Origin of the sequence: Streptococcus oralis SK610 (assembly GCF_000257455.1) — a bacterium.
Classification (GTDB): domain Bacteria; phylum Bacillota; class Bacilli; order Lactobacillales; family Streptococcaceae; genus Streptococcus; species Streptococcus oralis_CB.
The window spans coordinates 107072-127622 of record NZ_AJKQ01000006.1 but is presented as its reverse complement, the minus strand read 5'-3'; the positions used below and the strand labels follow the sequence as shown (position 1 = coordinate 127622).

Below are 20551 nucleotides of genomic sequence, written 5' to 3'. Positions count from 1 at the left end.
ATCATGTGAGGAATTATGAAAAAGTTACTAATTGCTAGTTTTGCTCTCCTCTTTTTGCTTGCGGGATGTGGGCAAAAAAAGGAAACCCCTGCTGCTTCTACAACAGCATCTGAACCTCTCCAATCCAACCTTCCCGTTTTGGACAATGCCGAAAAGAATACGGTTGTCACCAAGACCTTGCTGATGCCGAAGTCAGAAAATGGAACGCAGCAGATTCAGACCATTACTTATAAAGGCAATCAGTTTTTGACCTTGACCATCCAGCAAAAACGACCTGTCGGGGATGAACTCAAGACCTTTATCTCTGAAAATGGCCTAGAGGAGACGCAAAAAGCGCTTCTAGAAGCGGAAGAAAAGGATGAGACCATCCAAGAGGCACGCAAACTAGCAGGATTCAAACTGGAAACCAAGCTACTCAGTGAGACAGAAATCCAGACGACAACGACTTATGATTTTCAAGTATTGGATGTCAAAAAGGCATCTCAGCTGGAATATTTAAAAAATATCGGCCTTGAAAATCTCTTAAAAAACGAACCTAGCCAATATATTGCAGATAGAGTGGCAAATGGGGCGACAGAACAATAGAAAATCCAAATTAATAGACTGACTTATTTGTAGAACGTCAGGGAATGTGCTATAATAGTACTATTCTAAGGAAAGAGGGTGTTAGAATGGGATTTACTGAAGAAACTGTACGGTTTAAATTGGATGATTCCAATAAGAAAGAAATTAGCGAAACGTTGACAGACGTCTATGCTTCGTTGAATGACAAGGGCTACAATCCGATTAACCAGATCGTCGGTTATGTATTGAGTGGAGACCCTGCCTACGTTCCTCGTTACAACAATGCACGAAATCAAATCCGTAAGTATGAGCGTGATGAAATTGTTGAAGAATTGGTACGCTACTACCTTAAAGGACAAGGAGTCGATCTATAATCTATGAGAATTATGGGATTGGACGTCGGTTCAAAAACAGTGGGCGTGGCTATTAGTGACCCACTAGGCTTCACTGCTCAAGGACTTGAAATCATCCAGATTAATGAGGATCAGGGCCAGTTTGGTTTTGACCGGATCAAGGAATTGGTTGACAGCTATAAGGTGGAGCGCTTTGTAGTGGGTCTGCCCAAAAACATGAACAATACCAGCGGTCCGCGAGTAGAAGCCAGTCAAGCCTATGGTGCCAAGCTAGAAGAACTCTTTGGTTTGCCAGTAGACTATCAGGATGAGCGTTTGACGACGGTCGCTGCGGAGCGTATGTTGATTGAACAAGCAGATATCAGCCGTAACAAGCGCAAGAAAGTTATTGATAAGTTGGCTGCTCAGCTGATTTTGCAAAATTATTTAGATAGAAAATTTTAAGACAGAGGAGAAACTATGTCACACGATCACAACCACGATCACGAAGAACGTGAATTGATTACACTAGTAGATGAGCAAGGAAATGAAACCTTGTTTGAAATTCTTTTGACAATCGACGGGAAAGAAGAATTTGGTAAGAACTATGTTCTGCTTGTACCAGTTAACGCAGAAGAAGACGAAGACGGGCAAGTTGAAATCCAAGCCTACTCATTCACTGAAAATGAAGATGGAACAGAAGGCGAATTGCAACCAATTCCAGAAGACTCAGAAGACGAATGGAACATGATTGAAGAAGTCTTCAACAGCTTTATGGAGGAGTGATACAGTCTGGGAGACTGTATCAGCCCTGCTTCTAGAAATAAGAAAAAGCAGGAACGTTCGGGGAACGTTTTTACCCCAGTTCCTTTAAATAAGAGAGAACTGGTATGTCTGGGAGACTGTATCAGCCCAACTCCTAAAAATTGGAAGAGTTGGAATATCCGGGGGACGTTTTTAGCCCTGCGCCAGAAATTAGAAACACAGGAACGTCCAGGGGATATTTTTACCCCAGTTCCTTTAAATAAGAGAGAACTGGTATGTTCAGTGAACATTTTTACCCTTACGCTAAAAATAAAGACCGTAAGTAAGTTCGGGGGATGTTTTTAGCCCACGTTGAAATTCATAGTAGCTAGTGATTAGCTAACCAGGTAAGAGGTCGGGATTGTTGTCCCGGCCTCGCTTTTTATTTACAGTAAAACTTTAGTGCGCTAGTTGATTGGATTGTTGTTAAGGAGACATGTATGTTTGAAGTAGAAGAATGGCTCCATAGTCGGATTGGTTTAAACTTTAGATCTGGACTTGGAAGAATGCAGCGAGCAGTGGATTTGCTAGGGAATCCTGAGAAGGCTTATCCCATTATCCATGTAACAGGAACTAACGGTAAGGGGTCAACTATTGCCTTTATGAGGGAGTTGTTTGTTGCTCATGGTAAAAAAGTTGGTACTTTTACCTCTCCTCATATCATCAGTATCCATGATCGAATCTGTATTAATGGGCTACCGATCGCAGATGAAGACTTTGTCCGTATAGCTAACCAAGTCAAGGAGATGGAGAAAACTCTTTTGGAAACACATGACCAATTGTCTTTCTTTGAGTTGTTGACCCTGATTGCTTTACTATACTTTAAAGAGCAGGGAGTGGATCTAGTTCTGCTAGAAGTGGGGATAGGTGGTCTACTTGATACCACTAATGTCGTAACAGGAGAGATTGCAGTTATTACCTCCATTGGGCTAGATCATCAGGAGACTTTGGGTGACAGTCTGGAGGAAATAGCAGAGCAGAAAGCTGGTATTTTCAAGGCTGGCAAGAAGGCAGTCATTGCCAAGCTTACTCCAGAAGCGGAGCTTGTCTGTCATAAAAGAGCAAGAGAGTTAGCTGTTGAACTTTATCAAGCTGGGGGAGACTTCACCTTGAATGCTGGGGGTTTTTCAAGTAGCCTAGCAAGATTTTCCCAGCTTGAAATTGGTTTGGAAGGTGCTTATCAGCAAGAAAATGCCGCCTTGGCTTTAGAAACTTTTCTTCTGTTTATGGCATCAATAGGTGAAAGGGCCGAAGAAGAATTTGTCAGACAGGCTTTGAAGAAGACTCACTGGGCAGGTCGATTGGAACGGATTCGTCCGCAAATCTACCTAGATGGGGCTCACAATCTTCCAGCCTTAACCCGGTTGGTCGAGTTTATCCAAGGGAAAATCCAGCAAGGCTATCAAGTCCGTATCCTTTTTGGTGCCCTTAAACGCAAAGATTATCAAGGGATGTTAGGTTATCTATCTGAGCAGTTGTCTCAGGTGGAACTTAAGGTAACGGGCTTTGACTACCAAGGTTCTTTGGATGAGAAGGATGTGGCGGGTTACGATTTGATTTCTTCCTATGGCGATTTTATCAGAGAATTTGAAGAAAAGGCCAATGATCAGGACCTGCTTTTCGTGACGGGCTCGCTCTACTTTATCTCAGAAGTCCGAGCGAGTTTGCTGGGAAGCGATGGGATTAGTTGACCTTCTAGGCTTAAGTTGTTATACTTGAGGTAGGAGGTACATCTGGAAACTGATCCAGCAAAACATTGGCACAAAAGAAAGGAAATCGCTATGAAAACAAAAACATTCACACTTTCTATTGCTTCACTAGCAATTCTTAGTCTTTTAGCAGCTTGTGGATCTAAGACACAAGCACCTACCCAGCAATCTGCTCAACAACCATCTACTCAACAAGAGTCATCTTCTAGTGCTGCTACAAGTGCCAGCCAACCACAGGCGTCCTCAAGTCAGGACACTACTGTAGCTCAACCTACTAACATCGATGGTACCTATACTGGAAAAGATGAGAATGATCAGATCACTCTAGTTGTAACAGGTAAAACTGGTACATGGACTGAGATCGAGCCAGATGGAGATAAGGAAATCAAGCAAGTCAGCTTTGAGCCAGAAAATCAACGTGTCATTATCGGAGATGATGTCAAAATTTACACGGTTAATGGTAATCAATTGATTATCGATGATATGGACCGAGAGCCATCTGACCGAGTGGTATTAACTAAGCAATAATCATTCAGTAAAAGTTCCAATGAGATGAAATCCATCTTTTTGGAGCTTTTTTCTTGAAAAAGTGGCTGGCTGTTCTTTACTAACTTTTTACTTAAAACGCTTACAAAAATTTGTAAAACTTCTTATAAGGTCGTATACTTATAGTAAATAATCAAATAGCGCAGAAGCGCAGAAGCGCAGGAGGAAAAGCATATGGCTACATTTTACGTTCCATCAGTTAACCTTATCGGTAAAGGTGTTGTAAATGAAGTAGGCCCGTATATCAAGGAATTGGGGTATAAGAAGGCTCTTTTGGTGACAGACAAGTTCATCGAGGGAAGTGATATTTTACCTAAGGTCCTAAAACCATTAGATGCTGAAGGGATCGAATATGTGATCTTTAGCGATGTGGAGCCAAATCCTACTTGTAAGAATGTCACAGATGGAGTTGCTGTTTTGAAAGAGCATGGATGTGACTTTATCATCAGTCTTGGTGGTGGGTCTCCACAGGATGCAGCTAGTTGTATCTCTATCATCGCTACAAATGGTGGAAAACCACAGGACTACGAAGGTCTCCACAAGTCTGCTAAAAAAGGGTTGCCAGTGGTTGCGATCAATACAACAGCTGGAACTTCTGCAGAAATTACCATTAACTATGTCATTACTGACGAAGAACGCAAGGTCAAGATGGTAATGGTTGATAAGAACAGCCTCGCCCTCATCTCTGTCAATGATCCAGAACTCATGCTTTCAAAACCGAAAGGATTGACAGCGGCGACAGGTATGGATGCTCTTACCCATGCTGTCGAAGCCTTGGTAACACCAGGTGCTTATAATGTGACCAAGAAACTCTCTATCGGAGCGATTGAACTCATCAAGGAATATCTTCCTCGTGCTGTGGCTAATGGCCAAGATATCGAAGCGCGTGAGGCGATGGTCAATGCTATCTTCCTCGGCGGTATGAGTTTTAACAATGCTGGTTTGGGCTATGTTCACTCTATGGCTCACCAACTCGGTGCAGTGTATAACTTACCACATGGCGTTTGCTGTGCCATGCTTCTCCCGGTTGTTGAACGTGAAAATGCCAAACGGGTGCCAGAAGCTTTCCGCAATGTAGCCAAAGCCTTGGGGCTTCATGTTGAAGGGAAAACTGATGAAGAATGCGCAGCCTACGCCATCGCTGAAATTGAGAAACTGTCTGAAACAGTAGGTATTCCGAAGAAACTCACTGAACTCGGTATCCAAGAAAAAGACTTTGATTTTGACTACCTTTCTAAGAATGCTTTGATCGATGCATGTGCGCCAGGCAATCCATTCATGCCAACTCTAGAAGAGACCATTGCTCTTTATAAAGAACTCTTCTAAAAATCAAGTAGAGTGGAAGGGACTTATTCCTCAAAATATAAATAATATTAGAAAGAACTATCATTTTGGTAGTTCTTTTTTTAAAAATTTGCTATCCTAGACATATGAGAAAAGTCAAAATTGATGTGGTTGTAGTACCCTTAAGTGGGCATCTCTTCCCGACCCTCAATCTACTTGCACCCTTGTTGAAGGATCCCTTGTATGAGATTCGATTATTTACAGGACCTCAACGAAAAACTGTAGCAGAGGAGATGGGATTCCGGGTGATTCCCATTTTAGAAAATTGTGTAGATGAGTTTGAGCGTGTAGCCAACAATGAAGGGCAGTTAAACTTTATTTCTGCTTATCGACAGTTGTCAGCTAGTCTTGATTTGATCAATGTGGTTTCAGATCAATTAATGCAAGAGTGGCAGGAAAATCGACCTGATATTGTGATTGCGGATTTTATAACCCTCTCTGGAGGACTTGTAGCGGAACAGTTGAATATTCCCTGGATTAACACGATGGCGACACAGTTTGCCATTGAAACGACAGATGGACCGCCTTGTTTCTTCGGAGGAATGGGCAGTCCAAAAACATCTTTCCAATCTGGTCTGCAATGGCTAGGAAGAAAAGGGACTCGTTTAGGGAAACGAATCGTAAGCTTTTTATTGAGAGAACGATTGAAACGTTACGATTTTAAGCTCTATAATCAGAAAGGTCAGGAAACCATCTATTCACCCTATTCCATCTTGGGGATTGGGATGAAAGAGTTGGAGCTGAAAAGCGGTTTTCCAGAGCATTACCTTTGGGTGGGACCTTTTGGCTCTTCGATTGAGAGGGCAGAGAATTACCCCCTTGATTTGGCTCCTTATGCAGGTTATAAGAAGGTCCTTGTCTCCTGTGGCACTCAGCTAGCATGGGCCAAAGACAATCTCCTCTATCAGACACAACAATTGGCAAAAGCCCATCCGGACTGTCACTTCTTTGTAACTCTGGGGTTCGGCGGGCAAGATTTCCAATGTGAGGAGGTCATGGACAATGTTTCTGTGGTATCCTATCTTCCCTATAAGGAATACATTCCCCAGATGGACTATGTCATTCATCATGGCGGTGCGGGTATTTTTTACCAATGTATCATCTATGGCAAGCCTGCCTTGATTCTCCCTCATGACTATGATCAGTATGATTATGCGGTTCGCGGGCTAGAGGCAGGGATTGCCCTGACTGCTAAACGACAGGATAGAGAAGCGATTGGACGCGCTTTTGATGAGCTATTGGCTAGAGATGACTGGTCAGACTTGAACAAACTTAGTCGTGTAGCTCAGGCCTACCAGTCAACAGAAATCCTCAAGAATGAAATATATCGACTCTTGGGGGGCAAGGAGAAATAGGATATGAAGAAAGTATTGGTAACAGGTGCTACGGGTTTTCTAGGTAAGTATGTTGTTGAAGAACTCAGTCAGCATGGCTATCAGGTACGCGCTTTTGGACGCAATCGCAAGGTGGGTCAGTCTTTTGAGAACTCCCTAGTAACATTTTTTCAGGGAGATTTGACCAAGCAAGAGGATCTGACTCAGGCTTGTCAGGGGATGGACATGGTTGTGCATGCGGGTGCTCTTTCTACCGTTTGGGGACCTTGGGTGGATTTCTACCAGACAAATGTCTTAGGGACCAAGTATGTTTTAGAGGCTTGTCGGGAGACGGGTATCCAACGCTTGGTTTACGTATCCTCACCTAGCATCTATGCTGCGCCTAGAGACCAGTTAGCCATCAAAGAAAGCGATGCGCCTCAGGAAAATAATCTAAACAACTACATTCGTAGTAAACTAGCTTCGGAGAAGCTCTTTAAAGACTATCCAGATGTACCTAGCATCATCTTACGCCCCCGTGGGCTTTTTGGGATTGGGGATACCAGTATTTTGCCCCGAGTTCTCAAACTCAGTCAGAAGATTGGCATTCCCTTGATAGGGGACGGTCTTCAGCTCATGGATATGACCTGTGTGGAAAATGTTGCTCTGGCCATTCGTTTGGCTCTAGAGGCCCCTCAAGCTAGTGGCGAAGTTTATAATATTACCAATGGGGAACCAAGAGCTTTTAAGGATTTGATAGAAGAAACCTTGAGAGGGTTGGATTATCCAATAACATACAGAAAAGTGCCAGCTCCTCTTCTTTCAGTTATTGCCAGTAGTTTAGAGTTTCTGTATAAGGTCTTGAAACTCAAAGGTGAACCGGCTCTGACACGCTATACCTATTATCTGCTCCGTTATAGTCAGACGCTGGACATCAGCAAGGCGGAGCGAGACTTGGGGTATCGCCCTCAAATCAGTATTTCGGAAGGGATTGAACAATATGTCCAAGATTATCGAAAGCATTGATTATTTCCCAGCAGGCTACTGTACCAGCTACACAGGTTTGCTATTTAAGGGAGTCAAGAATCAAAAGATGACCTTTCCAGCAGGTGTTTTTCTTATCAAACATAGGGACAAGGGCTATCTACTATATGATACTGGCTATCACTATGGTATTAAGACGAAGCTTCGATATGGTTTTTACCGTCTAGGAACTCCTGTTCAGATGACGGAAAAAGATCAGATTTCATACTTACTGAAGGCAAAAGAAATTAGGCCAGAAGAGATTACCTATGTCATGTTGTCTCATCTCCATCCAGACCATTTAGGAGGGGCAAGTTTTTTCCCGAATGCGCAATTTATCCTAACTCAAGAGGTTTTTGAAGTTTATCAGAAACCCAAGCTCAAGGATTTGATTTTTAAAGAATTTTTACCAGCTGATTTTGAGAAGAGACTGACTGTTATCAAGGCAGTTCAACGCTATTCCAACTTTCCCTATCGTCCGATTTGTGATCTTTTCGGAGATGGCAGTATCCTAGTTGCTTCTGTTGACGGGCATGCTAGGGGGCAAGCCTGTCTGTATCTTCCAGAGCTTAATCTTCTCATTGCAGCAGACCTCTGTTGGGGAATTGATCTCTTACCTTATACTAAGCAGATGCACCTGCTTCCTTCCTTTGTTCAGGATAATAAGACCGATTATATCAGGGGGACAGAGTTTCTGGAGGAAGTCTTAAAGGACGGTATCAAGGTAGTTGTTAGTCATGATCCTGTAGAAAGGATAGAGTCAATCTTACATGAAAAAAATAACCTTTCTTAAAACCTTTATCCAAACTCGTTGGCTTCATCATTTCAAATCTCGAGAAGCTGTAGAAAACTATCAGAAAAAGCAATTAGCCAACTATATGGACTTTTTAAAGCGAGAGTCTCCCTACTTTAAAAATGGGGTTCCTAGCAACTTTGATCATATGGACAAGGCTTTTATGATGGAACATTTTAATGAGCTCAACACCCAAGGAGTGGATAGAGATGAAGCCTTATCCTTGGCTATTGAAAGCGAGAAGACCCGTGATTTCACTGAACTTAAAGGGGAAGTGGCCGTCGGTCTATCTTCAGGGACGTCTGGACATCGGGGGCTCTTTATCACAACAGAGAAAGAGCGAAGTATGTGGGCAGCGGCTATCTTGGCCAAGATGTTGCCAAAGGGTCAGCTTTTTGGGCACCGTATCGCCTTTTTCCTGAGAGCTGATAATGAACTCTATCAGACCATAAATACGGCGCTCATTCGTCTAGAGTATTTTGATATTTTCAAACATACAGATGAGCATATAGAGCGACTCAACAACTATCAACCAACGATTATTGTGGCACCAGCCTCAATGTTAATTGAATTGAGCAAGCGTCTCAAGGATGGAGAGTTAGCTATTCACCCACAAAAAATCGTTTCGGTGGCGGAAATCTTGGAAGATAGTGATAGGGGACGGATCGCAGAAGCCTTTTCTCTATCCGTTATTGACCAAGTTTATCAGGCGACAGAAGGTTTCCTAGCCTGCACTTGCTCAGCTGGCAATTTGCATCTCAACGAAGACATTATCTTTGTAGAAAAGCAGTATCTAGATGACAGCCGTTTTTATCCAGTGATTACGGACTTTAAACGAAGCAGTCAGCCTGTTTATCGCTACCAGCTCAATGATATCTTGGTTGAAAATCCGGAGCCTTGTCCCTGTGGCTCCTACTATACACGGATTGACAAGGTTGAAGGACGCTCTGACGACATCTTCTATTTTGAAGGACTGGATGGGGGGCAGGTAACAATCTATCCAGACTTTATCAGACGGTGCATCCTCTTTGTGGAGAATATAGGCGATTACCAAGTTAAGCAACATTCTGAGAAGGTAGTGGAAGTGTGCCTAAGCCAACGAGATGAGGACGTAGAGACAGCAATTTTAGCACAGTTCCAACTCTTGGCCCAGCAAAAAGAGTTCATAGTTCCTCAAATCCAATTTTCAGATTATCACTGGGATACTAGCCGTAAACTCAAACGAATCCAACGTTTATGAAAGGATAAAAGACAATGACAGAAGTAAAAAGACATGTAGAAATCGCTGGTTATGGTGTTTGCCTTCCCAAGCATACCGTCCAATTCAAAGACCAGACCCGTTATCGTGTAGTTGAAAATGAAGAAACGCAACTCGACTTGGCAGAAGGAGCTATCCAGCGCGCACTTGAAAAGGCAAATTTAGAGATTAAAGATATCGATTGCCTTGTATCAGCTAGTGCAGTTGGAGTTCAGCCTATTCCTTGTACGGCTGCCTTGATTCATGAGCGCGTGGCAAAAGGACTCTCTATTCCAGCTATGGATATCAATACGACCTGTACCAGCTTTATTTCTGCCCTATCGACCATGTCCCACTTGATTGAGGCGGGCGAATACAATCGTGTCTTGATTGTATCCAGTGAGGTTGGAAGTTTAGGGCTCAATCCCAAGCAAAAAGAAAGTTTTGAACTCTTTAGTGATGGGGCGGCAGCCTTTATTTTCCAAAAAAGCCATCAGGGAAAAGGGATCATTGCTAGTCTCCAACGTACTTGGTCAGAAGGAGCTCACGATACGGAGATTCGTGGAGGTCTGACTTCTTTTCAACCAAAAGAGTACTCTGAAGCGACTAAGACCAACTATATGTTTGACATGAAGGGGAAGAAAATCCTCCTCTTGTCTGCTCGTAAAATCCCAGTCATGTTTGAAGAGTTTCAAGAAAAAACACAGCTAGCCTTGGCAGACGTGGACTATATCATTCCTCACCAAGCAAGTCGTGCCCTTCCTTTGGTTATGGAAAAACTAGGTGTGGCCGAGGATCAGTACCTCAATCTCGTCACTGACTATGGAAATATGGTGTCAGTCTCTGTACCGTTTGGATTGGCTTATTCTTTGGAGCATGGACTTATCAAGGAGGGAGATGTCGTCTACCTTATGGGGACTGCAGCTGGTATGACAGTCAATATGTTGGCTCTGAAATTGTAATAATCATCTAAACACGGAACGACTGGAACTTGAGCAAGTGCAAAAGGTTGCCATCTACCCCTGAACTGAGGTATACTAGTAGAAACAGTAGTTTATCAAGCAGTTAAGGAGAATGTTAGAAAAGAAAGGGGATGTATGACAGCTAGAAAAATGCAGCTACTCATGTCCAAATATGGTTTTAGTATTACCATCATGTTGGCAGAGTTGTTTATCGTCTTTGGTTTATTTCTCTATCTAGGGCAGATGGCTCCAATTATCTGGATTATCCTAGTCATTTTAGTGAGCTTAGCGACTATTGTATCGATTGTCAATCGGTCTATGAATCCTGAGAGTAAGGTAACATGGCTGTTAGTAGCCTTTGTGCCAGTTTTTGGCCCTTTGCTCTATATCATGTTTGGAGAACGCCGTTTATCTAAAAAAGAATTGAAGCAGCTAAAGCAGCTCCAATCAATGGTTGACCGAGAGGACAATAGCAGAGCTCTCCGTTTGGAGTTAAAAGAACAAGACAAGTCAGCTTACGGAGTTATCAAATCTCTCCTCAGCATGGACACGAATGCCGATGTCTATGATCGAACGGATACACAATTTTTTGCATCTGGTGAAAGCATGTGGCATCAGATGCTAGAGGATCTCAAGAAAGCTGAGAAATTTATCTTTCTTGAATACTATATCATCGAAGAAGGTTTGATGTGGAATAGTATTTTGGAGATTTTGGAAGAAAAGGCAGCTCAAGGAGTAGAGGTGAAGCTTCTCTATGATGATATTGGTTGTATGGCAACCTTGCCTGGAGATTACACCATCCAGCTTCGTGGTCGAGGGATTGAAGCCCATAAATTTAACAAGGTGATTCCACGTTTGACCGTTGCTTATAACAACCGTGATCACCGAAAAATCATGATTATCGATGGTCAAATTGCCTATACAGGTGGTATCAATCTGGCCGATGAGTATATCAACCATATCGAACGTTTTGGTTACTGGAAGGATAGCGGTATTCGGTTGGATGGTCCAGCAGTAAAGGCTTTTACCAGACTCTTTTTATCTGCCTGGTATATCAACCGTGGAGAGATTAGTGACTTTGATCAATACCATCTTGAAAATCAACCTAGAGACGGGATGGGGCTCTGTATTCCCTATAGTAGTGGACCAAAACCCATATACAGAGCTCAAGTTGGGAAAACGGTCTACCAAAATCTTATCAATCAAGCTACAGATTACGTCTATATCACGACTCCCTATCTGATTGCGGACTACGATCTCACCGAAAGTATCAAAAATGCAGCTCTGAGAGGGGTAGATGTGCGAATTGTGACACCGTGTATCCCAGATAAGAAGGTCATCCAATTGGTTACTCGCGGAGCCTATCCTGACTTGTTGTCTGCTGGAGTTCGTATTTATGAGTACAGTCCGGGATTCCTTCATAGCAAGCAAATGCTTGTCGATGGAGAGGCAGCTACTGTGGGAACCATCAATTTTGACTATCGGAGTTTGCTTCACCACTATGAAAATGCCGTCTTGCTTTATAGAACGCAGTCCATCATCGATATTGAAAGGGACTTCGAAGAAATTTTTAAGGTTTCTCAGGAAATCTATCCCCACACAATCAAAACCAGCTGGTATCAAAGCCTGATCAAGGAAATTGTCCAGTTGTTTGCACCTATGCTCTAACTATCCACTAAGATCTAGCCCAAAGCTGGATCTTTTTTGTCTTCTTACGAATAGATAAGTAAAGGAGAAAACCATGCTTAATCTAGAAGATGATGATTTTATCAGAGAGTATAGAAACAGCCGATTTCACCGTTTTCGTGAAATCGAACGCTTTGCGCTATTGGATAAGAAATTCAGCAAATATCAATCCCAAGCTGACATTCCTGTAAGATTTTGATATACTAAAACAGATAAACTTAGAGGAGAAATTGAATGAACGTATACGGGAAAATAGATGAGAAACAAGAAGAATCTCATTACCAAGACTGGTCAGTGCCAGAGAAACGAGAAGGAGCTCCCATTCCCTTTTTTAGTATTTTGCTTTGGAGTTTAGTGGCCACAGCCATTTCGGTTGCCCTGCCTTTTATTTTTGGTTTAATCAGTCCGCAACAAACCCAGGATCTTTATACCGGTTGGGCTTTGCATCAAAATGGCCAAATGTATACAGATTATTTTGGAACGAATGGTTTGCTCTATTACTTGCTAACCTATCTTTCCTTAGGAAGTGTTTTGATTGCTTTGGTTGAGTGGTTGGCCTTGTTTGGAGCAGGTATTTTTCTTTTTAAGGCTGCGGATACTCTTGTCGGCCAAGAAAAGGAAGCGAAGCGAGTTGTCTTTATTTTATACTTGCTTGTAGCTGGCCTCGCTTTTGGTGGCGGTTATGCTCTCTTGCTAGCCCTGCCTTTCCTATTTTATTCATTGAGTATCGTTACAAATTATCTAGCTTTTCCAAAGGACGACAAAGGATTTGTACGAGTGGGGATGAGCCTTGCTCTCGCTTTCTTCCTTGCACCGCTTCCTACAACCTTGTTTGCGGCTGTACTGGCTCTAGGCATCATTGGTTTTAATCTAGGCAAAGGCCGCTTTGTTCACGGGTTATATCAGTTCTTTGCGTCAGCCTTAGGATTCTCACTCTTATTCTATCCTTTGGGCTACTATACAGTATGGACAGGAAGTTTTGGGGATGCTATTAGCCAGACCTTATATCCAGTAAATACTCTTAGCCTTTTTTCAAATTCGCATTTACTTGAAAATGTAGCCTTCTATGGTTTGCTTGCAGTGGGGCTGGGTTCCCTTAGTTTGCTCTTTACTGGTTTATTCCAGTCAAAACCAGCCAAGCAATATGCCTTATCGATTGCTGCTAGCTTGGGATTGTTGGTTTCTTTGGGAATCTTAATTCTCTCAAATGAACCTGTCAACGGTACTCGTCTCGTTATCCTCCTTCCTTTCTTAGTCTTGCTCCTTCTGACAGGAATCAAGGATGATGTTTCGGAGGGAGGAAGTCGTCGTAGAAGACGTGAGAAAAAAGCCTCTTTTATTAAAGGGAATTTCTATCTACCACTGATTGCCCTTGCCTACCTTATTGCACTTCCTATCCTGAGTCGCTACCTTTCACATCCAGCGACTTATCAGGAGAGAGAACGTCTTGCTAGTGTGGTCAAACAGCAAACGAGTTCTGAGGATCGAGTCTATGCTTGGGATGATCGTCCAGATTTCTATCGTGCAAGTGAGCGCTTGGCGCCGACTTCTCTAGTGACACCAACACTCTATACTGCAAGCGACGAAAATAAAACCAAACTGATGAATGATCTAAAAGAAAATCAACCGAAGATGATTGTAGTCAATCAAAAAATGGCCTTGTGGTCGGATGTAGAGAGCTGGCTCAGCGAAAAATATGAGCTTGTTCAGACAGATACTAGCGAGTTCAAACTTTATAAATCTAAATAACAAAATCAATATCTTGTGGATTTTTAAAAATTTTAGGATTTTTGACACAAGATATTGATTTTTATTTTTAGAGTGGTATAATACTGAATATAAACTATTCAACAATATTTTAGAAAAGAGCATGGATATGATTGTATTAGAAGAAAAGCTTGCAACCGTTCCCACCTTGTTCGTTGAAAAACGAGATGGTAGACGTGTAGTGTTTGATGTAGACAAGATTGACAAGGCTCTCCACAAGGCGGCAGAAAAAGTTATGGACCTTACGCCTCTAGTAGAAAAACGCCTAGACGGTCTGGTTGAAAGAATCGTCACTGAAATTCACAGTCGCTTCCCTCAAGGTGTCAAGATTTACGAAATTCAGAATGTCGTAGAACATGAACTCCTTGAAGCCAAAGAATATGCGCTAGCTGAGGAGTATATAACTTATCGGACACAAAGGGATTTTGAGCGCTCAAAAGCGACAGATATCAACTTTAGCATTCATAAGCTTCTTAATAAAGATCAGGCAGTTGTCAATGAAAACGCCAATAAAGACAGTGATGTCTTCAACACCCAGCGTGATTTGACAGCAGGGATTGTTGGGAAATCAATCGGGCTACAAATGCTTCCTAAGCACGTAGCTAATGCTCACCAAAAAGGGGATATCCACTATCATGACTTGGACTACAGCCCCTACACTCCGATGACCAACTGCTGTTTGATTGATTTTAAAGGCATGTTGGAAAATGGTTTTAAGATTGGAAATGCAGAGGTAGAGAGTCCCAAGTCTATCCAGACTGCGACAGCTCAAATTTCACAAATCATCGCCAATGTTGCTTCTAGTCAGTACGGGGGCTGTTCAGCCGACCGTATCGATGAAGTCTTGGCGCCTTATGCAGAGAAGAATTACCAAAAACACCTCAAGGATGCGGAAGAATGGGTTTTGCCTGAGAAACGGGAAGATTACGCTTGGAAGAAAACTCAAAAAGATATCTATGATGCCATGCAATCTCTTGAGTATGAAATCAACACCCTCTTCACTTCAAATGGACAAACACCTTTTACTTCGCTCGGTTTTGGATTAGGAACTAATCGTTTTGAGCGGGAAATTCAAAAAGCTATCTTAAACATCCGAATCAAGGGACTTGGTTCAGAACACCGTACAGCTATCTTCCCTAAACTTATCTTTACATTAAAAAGAGGCCTCAACTTAGAAGAGGGGACTCCAAACTATGACATCAAACAGTTGGCCCTTGAGTGTGCAACCAAGCGGATGTACCCAGATGTCTTGTCCTATGATAAGATTATCGAACTGACAGGTTCTTTCAAGGTTCCTATGGGTTGTCGTTCTTTCCTCCAAGGATGGAAGGATGAGAATGGTGTCGAGGTCAATTCAGGTCGGATGAATCTAGGTGTTGTGACAGTCAATCTGCCTCGTATCGCCCTCGAGTCTGAAGGGGATCTGAATAAGTTCTGGGAAATCTTCAACGAGCGGATGAACATCGCGGAAGATGCTCTGGTTTACCGTGTTGAACGGACCAAGGAAGCAACACCAGCGAATGCCCCTATCCTCTATCAGTACGGAGCCTTCGGTCGCCGTCTTGGAAAAGAAGAAAGTGTTGACCAACTCTTTAAGAATCGCCGTGCGACAGTTTCGCTGGGCTACATCGGTTTGTATGAAGTGGCGACGGTCTTCTTTGGCAATAGCTGGGAAAGCAATCCAGAAGCCAAGGAATTCACGCTTGACATCATTCGTGATATGAAACGACGTGTAGAAGAGTGGTCAGATCAATATGGTTACCATTTCTCTATCTACTCAACACCGTCTGAAAGTCTGACAGACCGCTTCTGTCGCTTGGATACAGAGAAGTTCGGCTCTATTCCTGATATTACAGACAAGGAATACTACACCAACTCTTTCCACTATGATGTCCGTAAAAATCCAATACCGTTTGAAAAACTGGATTTTGAAAAAATTTATCCAGAAGCAGGTGCGTCAGGTGGTTTCATCCACTATTGTGAGTATCCAGTTCTTCAACAAAATCCTAAGGCCCTGGAAGCTGTCTGGGACTATGCCTATGACCGTGTCGGCTATCTAGGAACCAATACTCCGATTGATCGTTGCTACAAGTGTGACTTTGAAGGGGATTTTGAACCAACTGAGAGAGGATTTGCTTGTCCCAACTGTGGCAATAGCGACCCTAAAACAGTAGATGTGGTCAAACGTACGTGTGGGTATCTGGGAAATCCTCAAGCGCGTCCGATGGTTAACGGACGCCACAAGGAAATCGCTGCGCGGGTCAAACACATGAATGGCTCAACCATTAAAACGGCAGGACATGAAGTAATAAATTAGAAGGAAACGCAATGGGGAAATACCAATTAGATGATAAGGGACGTGCTCAAGTAACCCGTTATCATGAAAAACATTCGAAAGGTGGAGTAGGAAAAAAAGAACGCTTGCTCAACCTCAGAGAACAGTTTTTAAACAAGAACAAGAAAAAATAAAAGTGAGAGTTGCCTCTCACTTTTCTCTTAATTGGAGGTAAAAATGATACTACGCAGAGCAACATTGGCAGATAAAGAAACAGTTTTAGAGATGATGGCAGAGTTTGAACAGACTCAATCACCCCACGATGGTGGGTTTTGGAACGCTAACAATTTTGTTTATGAAGAGTGGCTAGAAGAAAATCTTCAAGCGGAAGCGGGGCTCAATATTCCTGAAAACTGGGTTCCTGCTATCCAGCTGGTTAGTTTTGACGTAGCAGGCCGGGCTCTTGGCTTTCTCAACCTTCGTCTCCGATTAAATGACTACTTACTAGAAAATGGGGGCCATATTGGCTACTCCATTCGTCCATCTGAAAGAGGTAAGGGTTATGCCAAAGAATCCCTCCGACAAGTTCTACAAGTTGCTAAGGGAAAGAATATTAAACGAGCTTTAGTGACTTGTAGCACAGAAAATCCAGCAAGCCGAGCTGTTATCTTAGCTAATGGTGGGGAGTTGGAGGATGTTCGAAACGGAACGGAGCGCTATTGGATAGACTTGGAGTAGACAGCATGACATGGAATACACCAAAACCAGGCGAGTGGAAAAGTGAAGAACTCAGTCAGGGGCGAATCATTGACTACAAGGCCTTTAACTTTGTAGATGGAGAAGGCGTGCGCAACTCTCTCTATGTTGCAGGCTGTATGTTCCACTGCGAGGGCTGCTATAATGTTGCGACTTGGTCTTTCAATGCAGGCATTCCTTATACAGAAGAGTTAGAAGAACAGATTATGGAAGACCTTGCCCAGCCCTATGTTCAAGGCTTGACCCTGCTAGGAGGAGAACCTTTTCTTAATACAGGAATTCTCTTGCCTCTCGTTAAACGCATTCGAAAGGAATTGCCAGATAAAGACATATGGTCCTGGACGGGCTACACGTGGGAAGAAATGATGCTGGAAACTCCAGATAAACTGGAACTCTTATCACTGATTGACATCCTTGTCGATGGACGGTATGATAAAAGCAAGCGTAATCTCATGCTCCAGTTTCGAGGTTCCTCTAATCAACGAATTATCGATGTGCAAAAATCCCTCAAAAGTGGGCAAGTGGTGATTTGGGACAAGCTTAATGACGGAAAAGAAAGCTATGAACAGGTGAAGAGAGAATGAAGAAAAAAGACCTGATAGAACAACTGGTTTCAGAGATCGAAACGGGAAAAGTCAAAACACTGGGGATCTACGGTCACGGTGCATCAGGCAAGTCAACCTTCGCTCAGGAATTATATCAAGCACTAGATTCTACTACAGTAAATTTACTAGAAACAGATCCCTATATCACTTCAGAACGTCACCTGGTAATACCAAAGCAAGCACCTGATCAAAAGGTGACAGCTTGTCTGCCAGTGGCGCATGAACTGGCAAGTTTGCAGAGAGATATTCTCGCCTTGCAGGCAGGCCTGGACATCTTGACGATTGATGAACCTTGGAAGCCAAGCGAAGTCTTATCTGGTTCGAAACCGATACTGCTTGTCGAAGGGATGTCTGTGGCTTTCCTACCCAAGGAACTCTTTGACAAAACTATCTGTTTCTACACGGATGAAGAGACCGAATTAAAGCGGCGCCTAGCTCGAGATACGACTATGAGAAATCGCGATGCTTCCTTTATACTAGCTAGCCATCAGATGAGACGGGAGCAGTATCAGCGTTACTATAGAGAAACCGAGTTTAAAGCAGATATCTTAGTGGATCAATCAGAAGATAAATTCAAAGTCAAAATGACTCGTATCATATAGAAGAAAAGATTGGTTTTAATAGTCGTAAATTAGTAATTGTATGAAGATGAAATAGGAAAACAGTTTCATCCCAAAAAAACGAAAAAAAGCTCACAAATCCCTTGCAATCGCAGGGGCTTTGTGTTATTCTATTATGGTGCTGTAAAATACAGCCTTAGCTTTGATGCAAGAGGTTGCGACACGCTCGGTTGCATTGCCACGCAACGCGCGTCGGTTTTCTTGTGGAGCTAGCCTATTATCTTAAATAGACGAAAAGGAGAAAAAGATGGCAAACAAAAAAATCCGTATCCGTTTGAAAGCTTACGAACACCGTACGCTTGACACAGCGGCTGCAAAAATCGTAGAATCAGCTACTCGTACAGGTGCACAAGTTGCGGGTCCAATCCCACTTCCAACTGAGCGTAGCCTCTACACAATCATTCGTGCGACTCACAAATACAAAGACTCTCGCGAACAATTCGAAATGCGTACACACAAACGCTTGATCGATATCGTTAACCCAACTCAAAAAACAGTTGATGCCTTGATGAAATTGGATCTTCCAAGTGGTGTAAACGTAGAAATCAAGCTTTAATCCAAAGTTTGAAACCTTGAGCATGAAAAACGCTCGTTAAAAACTTTTTGAATAAAAAATATAGAAAAGGAACTATTTTCTCATGACAAAAGGAATCTTAGGGAAAAAAGTGGGAATGACTCAAATCTTCACTGAAGCTGGCGAATTGATCCCTGTAACAGTTATTGAAGCAACTCCAAACGTTGTTCTTCAAGTTAAAACTGTTGAAACAGACGGATACAACGCTATCCAAGTTGGTTTCAATGACAAACGCGAAGTATCGAGCAACAAACCTGCTAAAGGACATGTAGCGAAAGCTAACACGGCTCCTAAGCGCTTCATTCGTGAATTCAAAAACGTTGAAGGCTTGGAAGTTGGTGCTGAAATCACAGTTGAAACATTCGCAGCTGGAGACGTTGTTGACGTAACTGGTACTTCTAAAGGTAAAGGTTTCCAAGGTGTTATCAAACGCCACGGACAATCACGTGGACCAATGGCTCACGGTTCTCGTTACCACCGTCGTCCAGGTTCTATGGGACCTGTTGCACCTAACCGCGTATTTAAAGGTAAAAACCTTGCAGGACGTATGGGTGGCGACCGCGTAACGATTCAAAACCTTGAAGTTGTACAAGTTGTTCCAGAAAAGAACGTTATCCTTATCAAAGGTAACGTACCAGGTGCTAAGAAATCTCTTATCACTATCAAATCAGCAGTTAAAGCTGGTAAATAATAAAGAAAGGGGAAATCAGTCACAATGGCAAACGTAACATTATTTGACCAAACTGGTAAAGAAGCTGGCCAAGTTGTTCTTAACGATGCAGTATTTGGTATCGAACCAAATGAATCAGTTGTGTTTGATGTGATCATCAGCCAACGCGCAAGCCTTCGTCAAGGAACACACGCTGTTAAAAACCGCTCTGCAGTATCAGGTGGTGGACGCAAACCATGGCGTCAAAAAGGAACTGGACGTGCTCGTCAAGGTTCTATCCGCTCACCACAATGGCGTGGTGGTGGTGTTGTCTTCGGACCAACTCCACGTTCATACGGCTACAAACTTCCACAAAAAGTTCGTCGCCTAGCTCTTAAATCAGTTTATTCTGAAAAAGTTGCTGAAAACAAATTTGTAGCCGTTGATTCTCTTGAATTTACAGCTCCAAAAACTGCTGAATTTGCAAAAGTTCTTGCAGCATTGAGCATCGATTCTAAAGTTCTTGTTATCCTTGAAGAAGGAAATGAATTCGCAGCTCTTTCAGCTCGTAACCTTCCAAACGTGAAAGTTGCAACTGCTACAACTGCAAGTGTTCTTGACATCGCAAATAGCGACAAACTTCTTGTCACACAAGCAGCTATCTCTAAAATCGAGGAGGTTCTTGCATAATGAATTTGTATGATGTTATCAAAAAACCTGTCATCACTGAAAGCTCAATGGCTCAACTTGAAGCAGGAAAATATGTATTTGAAGTTGACACTCGTGCACACAAACTTTTGATCAAGCAAGCTGTTGAAGCTGCTTTCGAAGGTGTTAAGGTTGCCAACGTTAACACAATCAACGTAAAACCTAAAGCAAAACGTGTTGGACGTTACACTGGTTTTACTAACAAAACTAAAAAAGCTATCATCACACTTACAGCTGATTCAAAAGCAATCGAGTTGTTCGCTGCTGAAGCTGAATAATCTAAG

At 42.6% G+C, this 20551-nt stretch carries 24 protein-coding genes; all 24 read left to right on the top strand.

The features are described from left to right. Nucleotides 1-15 precede the first annotated feature (15 nt). The 24 genes from HMPREF1115_RS04225 (at nt 16) to HMPREF1115_RS04115 (ending at nt 20545) form a co-directional block, all read left to right on the top strand. The gene (locus HMPREF1115_RS04225) at nt 16-585 is read left to right on the top strand and encodes an SP0191 family lipoprotein (protein ID WP_000734687.1); all 570 of its coding nucleotides are present in this window, start codon (nt 16-18) and stop codon (nt 583-585) included. 86 nt (nt 586-671) lie between these two features. After that, nucleotides 672-938, top strand: a complete 267-nt coding sequence (locus HMPREF1115_RS04220; protein ID WP_000507059.1) for an IreB family regulatory phosphoprotein — start codon at nt 672-674, stop codon at nt 936-938. A 3-nt stretch (nt 939-941) separates the two neighbouring features. Then, nucleotides 942-1361 carry a Holliday junction resolvase RuvX gene (gene ruvX, locus HMPREF1115_RS04215; RefSeq protein ID WP_002876031.1) on the top strand — a complete coding sequence of 140 codons (420 nt, stop codon included), beginning with the start codon at nt 942-944 and terminating at the stop codon, nt 1359-1361. 15 nt (nt 1362-1376) lie between these two features. Then, nucleotides 1377-1682 carry a DUF1292 domain-containing protein gene (locus HMPREF1115_RS04210; protein ID WP_000017622.1) on the top strand — a complete coding sequence of 102 codons (306 nt, stop codon included), beginning with the start codon at nt 1377-1379 and terminating at the stop codon, nt 1680-1682. A 458-nt stretch (nt 1683-2140) separates the two neighbouring features. Beyond that, on the top strand, nt 2141-3391 hold the full coding sequence (locus HMPREF1115_RS04205) for a bifunctional folylpolyglutamate synthase/dihydrofolate synthase (protein WP_000464343.1): 1251 nt from the start codon (nt 2141-2143) through the stop codon (nt 3389-3391). 90 nt (nt 3392-3481) lie between these two features. Next, the gene (locus HMPREF1115_RS04200; protein ID WP_000853136.1) at nt 3482-3937 is read left to right on the top strand and encodes an SP_0198 family lipoprotein; all 456 of its coding nucleotides are present in this window, start codon (nt 3482-3484) and stop codon (nt 3935-3937) included. A gap of 192 nt (nt 3938-4129) precedes the next feature. Next, the gene (locus HMPREF1115_RS04195; protein ID WP_000190433.1) at nt 4130-5281 is read left to right on the top strand and encodes an iron-containing alcohol dehydrogenase; all 1152 of its coding nucleotides are present in this window, start codon (nt 4130-4132) and stop codon (nt 5279-5281) included. Nucleotides 5282-5385: 104 nt separating this feature from the next. Beyond that, nucleotides 5386-6654: a glycosyltransferase gene (locus HMPREF1115_RS04190; protein ID WP_002882014.1), complete on the top strand. Its 1269-nt coding sequence runs from the start codon at nt 5386-5388 to the stop codon at nt 6652-6654. 3 nt (nt 6655-6657) lie between these two features. Continuing rightward, nucleotides 6658-7638: an NAD-dependent epimerase/dehydratase family protein gene (locus HMPREF1115_RS04185; protein WP_000757298.1), complete on the top strand. Its 981-nt coding sequence runs from the start codon at nt 6658-6660 to the stop codon at nt 7636-7638. Continuing rightward, on the top strand, nt 7613-8428 hold the full coding sequence (locus HMPREF1115_RS04180) for an MBL fold metallo-hydrolase (protein WP_000034635.1): 816 nt from the start codon (nt 7613-7615) through the stop codon (nt 8426-8428). The genes HMPREF1115_RS04185 and HMPREF1115_RS04180 overlap by 26 nt, the downstream gene beginning before the upstream one ends. After that, a complete protein-coding gene (locus HMPREF1115_RS04175; protein ID WP_000724367.1) occupies nt 8406-9668 on the top strand; it encodes a F390 synthetase-related protein in 1263 nt (420 codons plus the stop codon). Before HMPREF1115_RS04180 ends, HMPREF1115_RS04175 begins: the two co-directional genes overlap by 23 nt. Before the next feature lie 14 nt (nt 9669-9682). Beyond that, nucleotides 9683-10627, top strand: a complete 945-nt coding sequence (locus HMPREF1115_RS04170) for a 3-oxoacyl-[acyl-carrier-protein] synthase III C-terminal domain-containing protein (protein ID WP_000141196.1) — start codon at nt 9683-9685, stop codon at nt 10625-10627. 135 nt (nt 10628-10762) lie between these two features. After that, nucleotides 10763-12295 (top strand): cardiolipin synthase, encoded by a 1533-nt coding sequence (gene cls, locus HMPREF1115_RS04165; protein WP_000126970.1) that lies wholly within the window; start codon nt 10763-10765, stop codon nt 12293-12295. A gap of 73 nt (nt 12296-12368) precedes the next feature. Next, nucleotides 12369-12512: a hypothetical protein gene (locus HMPREF1115_RS12210; RefSeq protein ID WP_000933184.1), complete on the top strand. Its 144-nt coding sequence runs from the start codon at nt 12369-12371 to the stop codon at nt 12510-12512. 35 nt (nt 12513-12547) lie between these two features. Beyond that, nucleotides 12548-14062 (top strand): hypothetical protein, encoded by a 1515-nt coding sequence (locus HMPREF1115_RS04160; protein ID WP_001103712.1) that lies wholly within the window; start codon nt 12548-12550, stop codon nt 14060-14062. A 127-nt stretch (nt 14063-14189) separates the two neighbouring features. Beyond that, nucleotides 14190-16397 carry an anaerobic ribonucleoside-triphosphate reductase gene (gene nrdD / locus HMPREF1115_RS04155; protein WP_002882054.1) on the top strand — a complete coding sequence of 736 codons (2208 nt, stop codon included), beginning with the start codon at nt 14190-14192 and terminating at the stop codon, nt 16395-16397. Nucleotides 16398-16408: 11 nt separating this feature from the next. Then, a complete protein-coding gene (locus HMPREF1115_RS04150; RefSeq protein ID WP_000521629.1) occupies nt 16409-16549 on the top strand; it encodes a hypothetical protein in 141 nt (46 codons plus the stop codon). Nucleotides 16550-16592: 43 nt separating this feature from the next. Then, the gene (locus HMPREF1115_RS04145; RefSeq protein ID WP_000603386.1) at nt 16593-17093 is read left to right on the top strand and encodes a GNAT family N-acetyltransferase; all 501 of its coding nucleotides are present in this window, start codon (nt 16593-16595) and stop codon (nt 17091-17093) included. A gap of 5 nt (nt 17094-17098) precedes the next feature. Next, the gene (nrdG, locus tag HMPREF1115_RS04140; RefSeq protein ID WP_000220166.1) at nt 17099-17695 is read left to right on the top strand and encodes an anaerobic ribonucleoside-triphosphate reductase activating protein; all 597 of its coding nucleotides are present in this window, start codon (nt 17099-17101) and stop codon (nt 17693-17695) included. After that, nucleotides 17692-18318, top strand: a complete 627-nt coding sequence (locus tag HMPREF1115_RS04135; protein WP_000725968.1) for a uridine kinase family protein — start codon at nt 17692-17694, stop codon at nt 18316-18318. Before nrdG ends, HMPREF1115_RS04135 begins: the two co-directional genes overlap by 4 nt. Before the next feature lie 265 nt (nt 18319-18583). Beyond that, on the top strand, nt 18584-18892 hold the full coding sequence (rpsJ, locus tag HMPREF1115_RS04130) for a 30S ribosomal protein S10 (RefSeq protein ID WP_001284513.1): 309 nt from the start codon (nt 18584-18586) through the stop codon (nt 18890-18892). A gap of 82 nt (nt 18893-18974) precedes the next feature. Beyond that, nucleotides 18975-19601 (top strand): 50S ribosomal protein L3, encoded by a 627-nt coding sequence (gene rplC / locus HMPREF1115_RS04125; RefSeq protein ID WP_000160202.1) that lies wholly within the window; start codon nt 18975-18977, stop codon nt 19599-19601. Between the two features lie 24 nt (nt 19602-19625). Beyond that, nucleotides 19626-20249: a 50S ribosomal protein L4 gene (gene rplD, locus HMPREF1115_RS04120; RefSeq protein ID WP_000024539.1), complete on the top strand. Its 624-nt coding sequence runs from the start codon at nt 19626-19628 to the stop codon at nt 20247-20249. Beyond that, nucleotides 20249-20545: a 50S ribosomal protein L23 gene (locus HMPREF1115_RS04115; RefSeq protein ID WP_001055347.1), complete on the top strand. Its 297-nt coding sequence runs from the start codon at nt 20249-20251 to the stop codon at nt 20543-20545. Before rplD ends, HMPREF1115_RS04115 begins: the two co-directional genes overlap by 1 nt. The last annotated feature ends 6 nt before the right edge of the window (nt 20546-20551 follow it).

Excerpts from the sequence above, each read along its gene's own strand:
- nrdD (WP_002882054.1), top strand. The coding sequence starts at position 14,190 with ATGATTGTATTAGAAGAAAAGCTTGCAACCGTTCCCACCTTGTTCGTT.
- HMPREF1115_RS04145 (WP_000603386.1), top strand. The coding sequence starts at position 16,593 with ATGATACTACGCAGAGCAACATTGGCAGATAAAGAAACAGTTTTAGAG.
- HMPREF1115_RS04185 (WP_000757298.1), top strand. The coding sequence starts at position 6,658 with ATGAAGAAAGTATTGGTAACAGGTGCTACGGGTTTTCTAGGTAAGTAT.
- rpsJ (WP_001284513.1), top strand. The coding sequence starts at position 18,584 with ATGGCAAACAAAAAAATCCGTATCCGTTTGAAAGCTTACGAACACCGT.
- HMPREF1115_RS04175 (WP_000724367.1), top strand. The coding sequence starts at position 8,406 with ATGAAAAAAATAACCTTTCTTAAAACCTTTATCCAAACTCGTTGGCTT.
- HMPREF1115_RS04195 (WP_000190433.1), top strand. The coding sequence starts at position 4,130 with ATGGCTACATTTTACGTTCCATCAGTTAACCTTATCGGTAAAGGTGTT.
- HMPREF1115_RS04220 (WP_000507059.1), top strand. The coding sequence starts at position 672 with ATGGGATTTACTGAAGAAACTGTACGGTTTAAATTGGATGATTCCAAT.
- HMPREF1115_RS04135 (WP_000725968.1), top strand. The coding sequence starts at position 17,692 with ATGAAGAAAAAAGACCTGATAGAACAACTGGTTTCAGAGATCGAAACG.
- HMPREF1115_RS04210 (WP_000017622.1), top strand. The coding sequence starts at position 1,377 with ATGTCACACGATCACAACCACGATCACGAAGAACGTGAATTGATTACA.
- HMPREF1115_RS04200 (WP_000853136.1), top strand. The coding sequence starts at position 3,482 with ATGAAAACAAAAACATTCACACTTTCTATTGCTTCACTAGCAATTCTT.
- ruvX (WP_002876031.1), top strand. The coding sequence starts at position 942 with ATGAGAATTATGGGATTGGACGTCGGTTCAAAAACAGTGGGCGTGGCT.
- HMPREF1115_RS12210 (WP_000933184.1), top strand. The coding sequence starts at position 12,369 with ATGCTTAATCTAGAAGATGATGATTTTATCAGAGAGTATAGAAACAGC.
- HMPREF1115_RS04160 (WP_001103712.1), top strand. The coding sequence starts at position 12,548 with ATGAACGTATACGGGAAAATAGATGAGAAACAAGAAGAATCTCATTAC.
- nrdG (WP_000220166.1), top strand. The coding sequence starts at position 17,099 with ATGACATGGAATACACCAAAACCAGGCGAGTGGAAAAGTGAAGAACTC.
- HMPREF1115_RS04115 (WP_001055347.1), top strand. The coding sequence starts at position 20,249 with ATGAATTTGTATGATGTTATCAAAAAACCTGTCATCACTGAAAGCTCA.
- cls (WP_000126970.1), top strand. The coding sequence starts at position 10,763 with ATGACAGCTAGAAAAATGCAGCTACTCATGTCCAAATATGGTTTTAGT.
- HMPREF1115_RS04205 (WP_000464343.1), top strand. The coding sequence starts at position 2,141 with ATGTTTGAAGTAGAAGAATGGCTCCATAGTCGGATTGGTTTAAACTTT.
- HMPREF1115_RS04170 (WP_000141196.1), top strand. The coding sequence starts at position 9,683 with ATGACAGAAGTAAAAAGACATGTAGAAATCGCTGGTTATGGTGTTTGC.
- rplC (WP_000160202.1), top strand. The coding sequence starts at position 18,975 with ATGACAAAAGGAATCTTAGGGAAAAAAGTGGGAATGACTCAAATCTTC.
- HMPREF1115_RS04190 (WP_002882014.1), top strand. The coding sequence starts at position 5,386 with ATGAGAAAAGTCAAAATTGATGTGGTTGTAGTACCCTTAAGTGGGCAT.
- HMPREF1115_RS04150 (WP_000521629.1), top strand. The coding sequence starts at position 16,409 with ATGGGGAAATACCAATTAGATGATAAGGGACGTGCTCAAGTAACCCGT.
- HMPREF1115_RS04225 (WP_000734687.1), top strand. The coding sequence starts at position 16 with ATGAAAAAGTTACTAATTGCTAGTTTTGCTCTCCTCTTTTTGCTTGCG.
- rplD (WP_000024539.1), top strand. The coding sequence starts at position 19,626 with ATGGCAAACGTAACATTATTTGACCAAACTGGTAAAGAAGCTGGCCAA.
- HMPREF1115_RS04180 (WP_000034635.1), top strand. The coding sequence starts at position 7,613 with ATGTCCAAGATTATCGAAAGCATTGATTATTTCCCAGCAGGCTACTGT.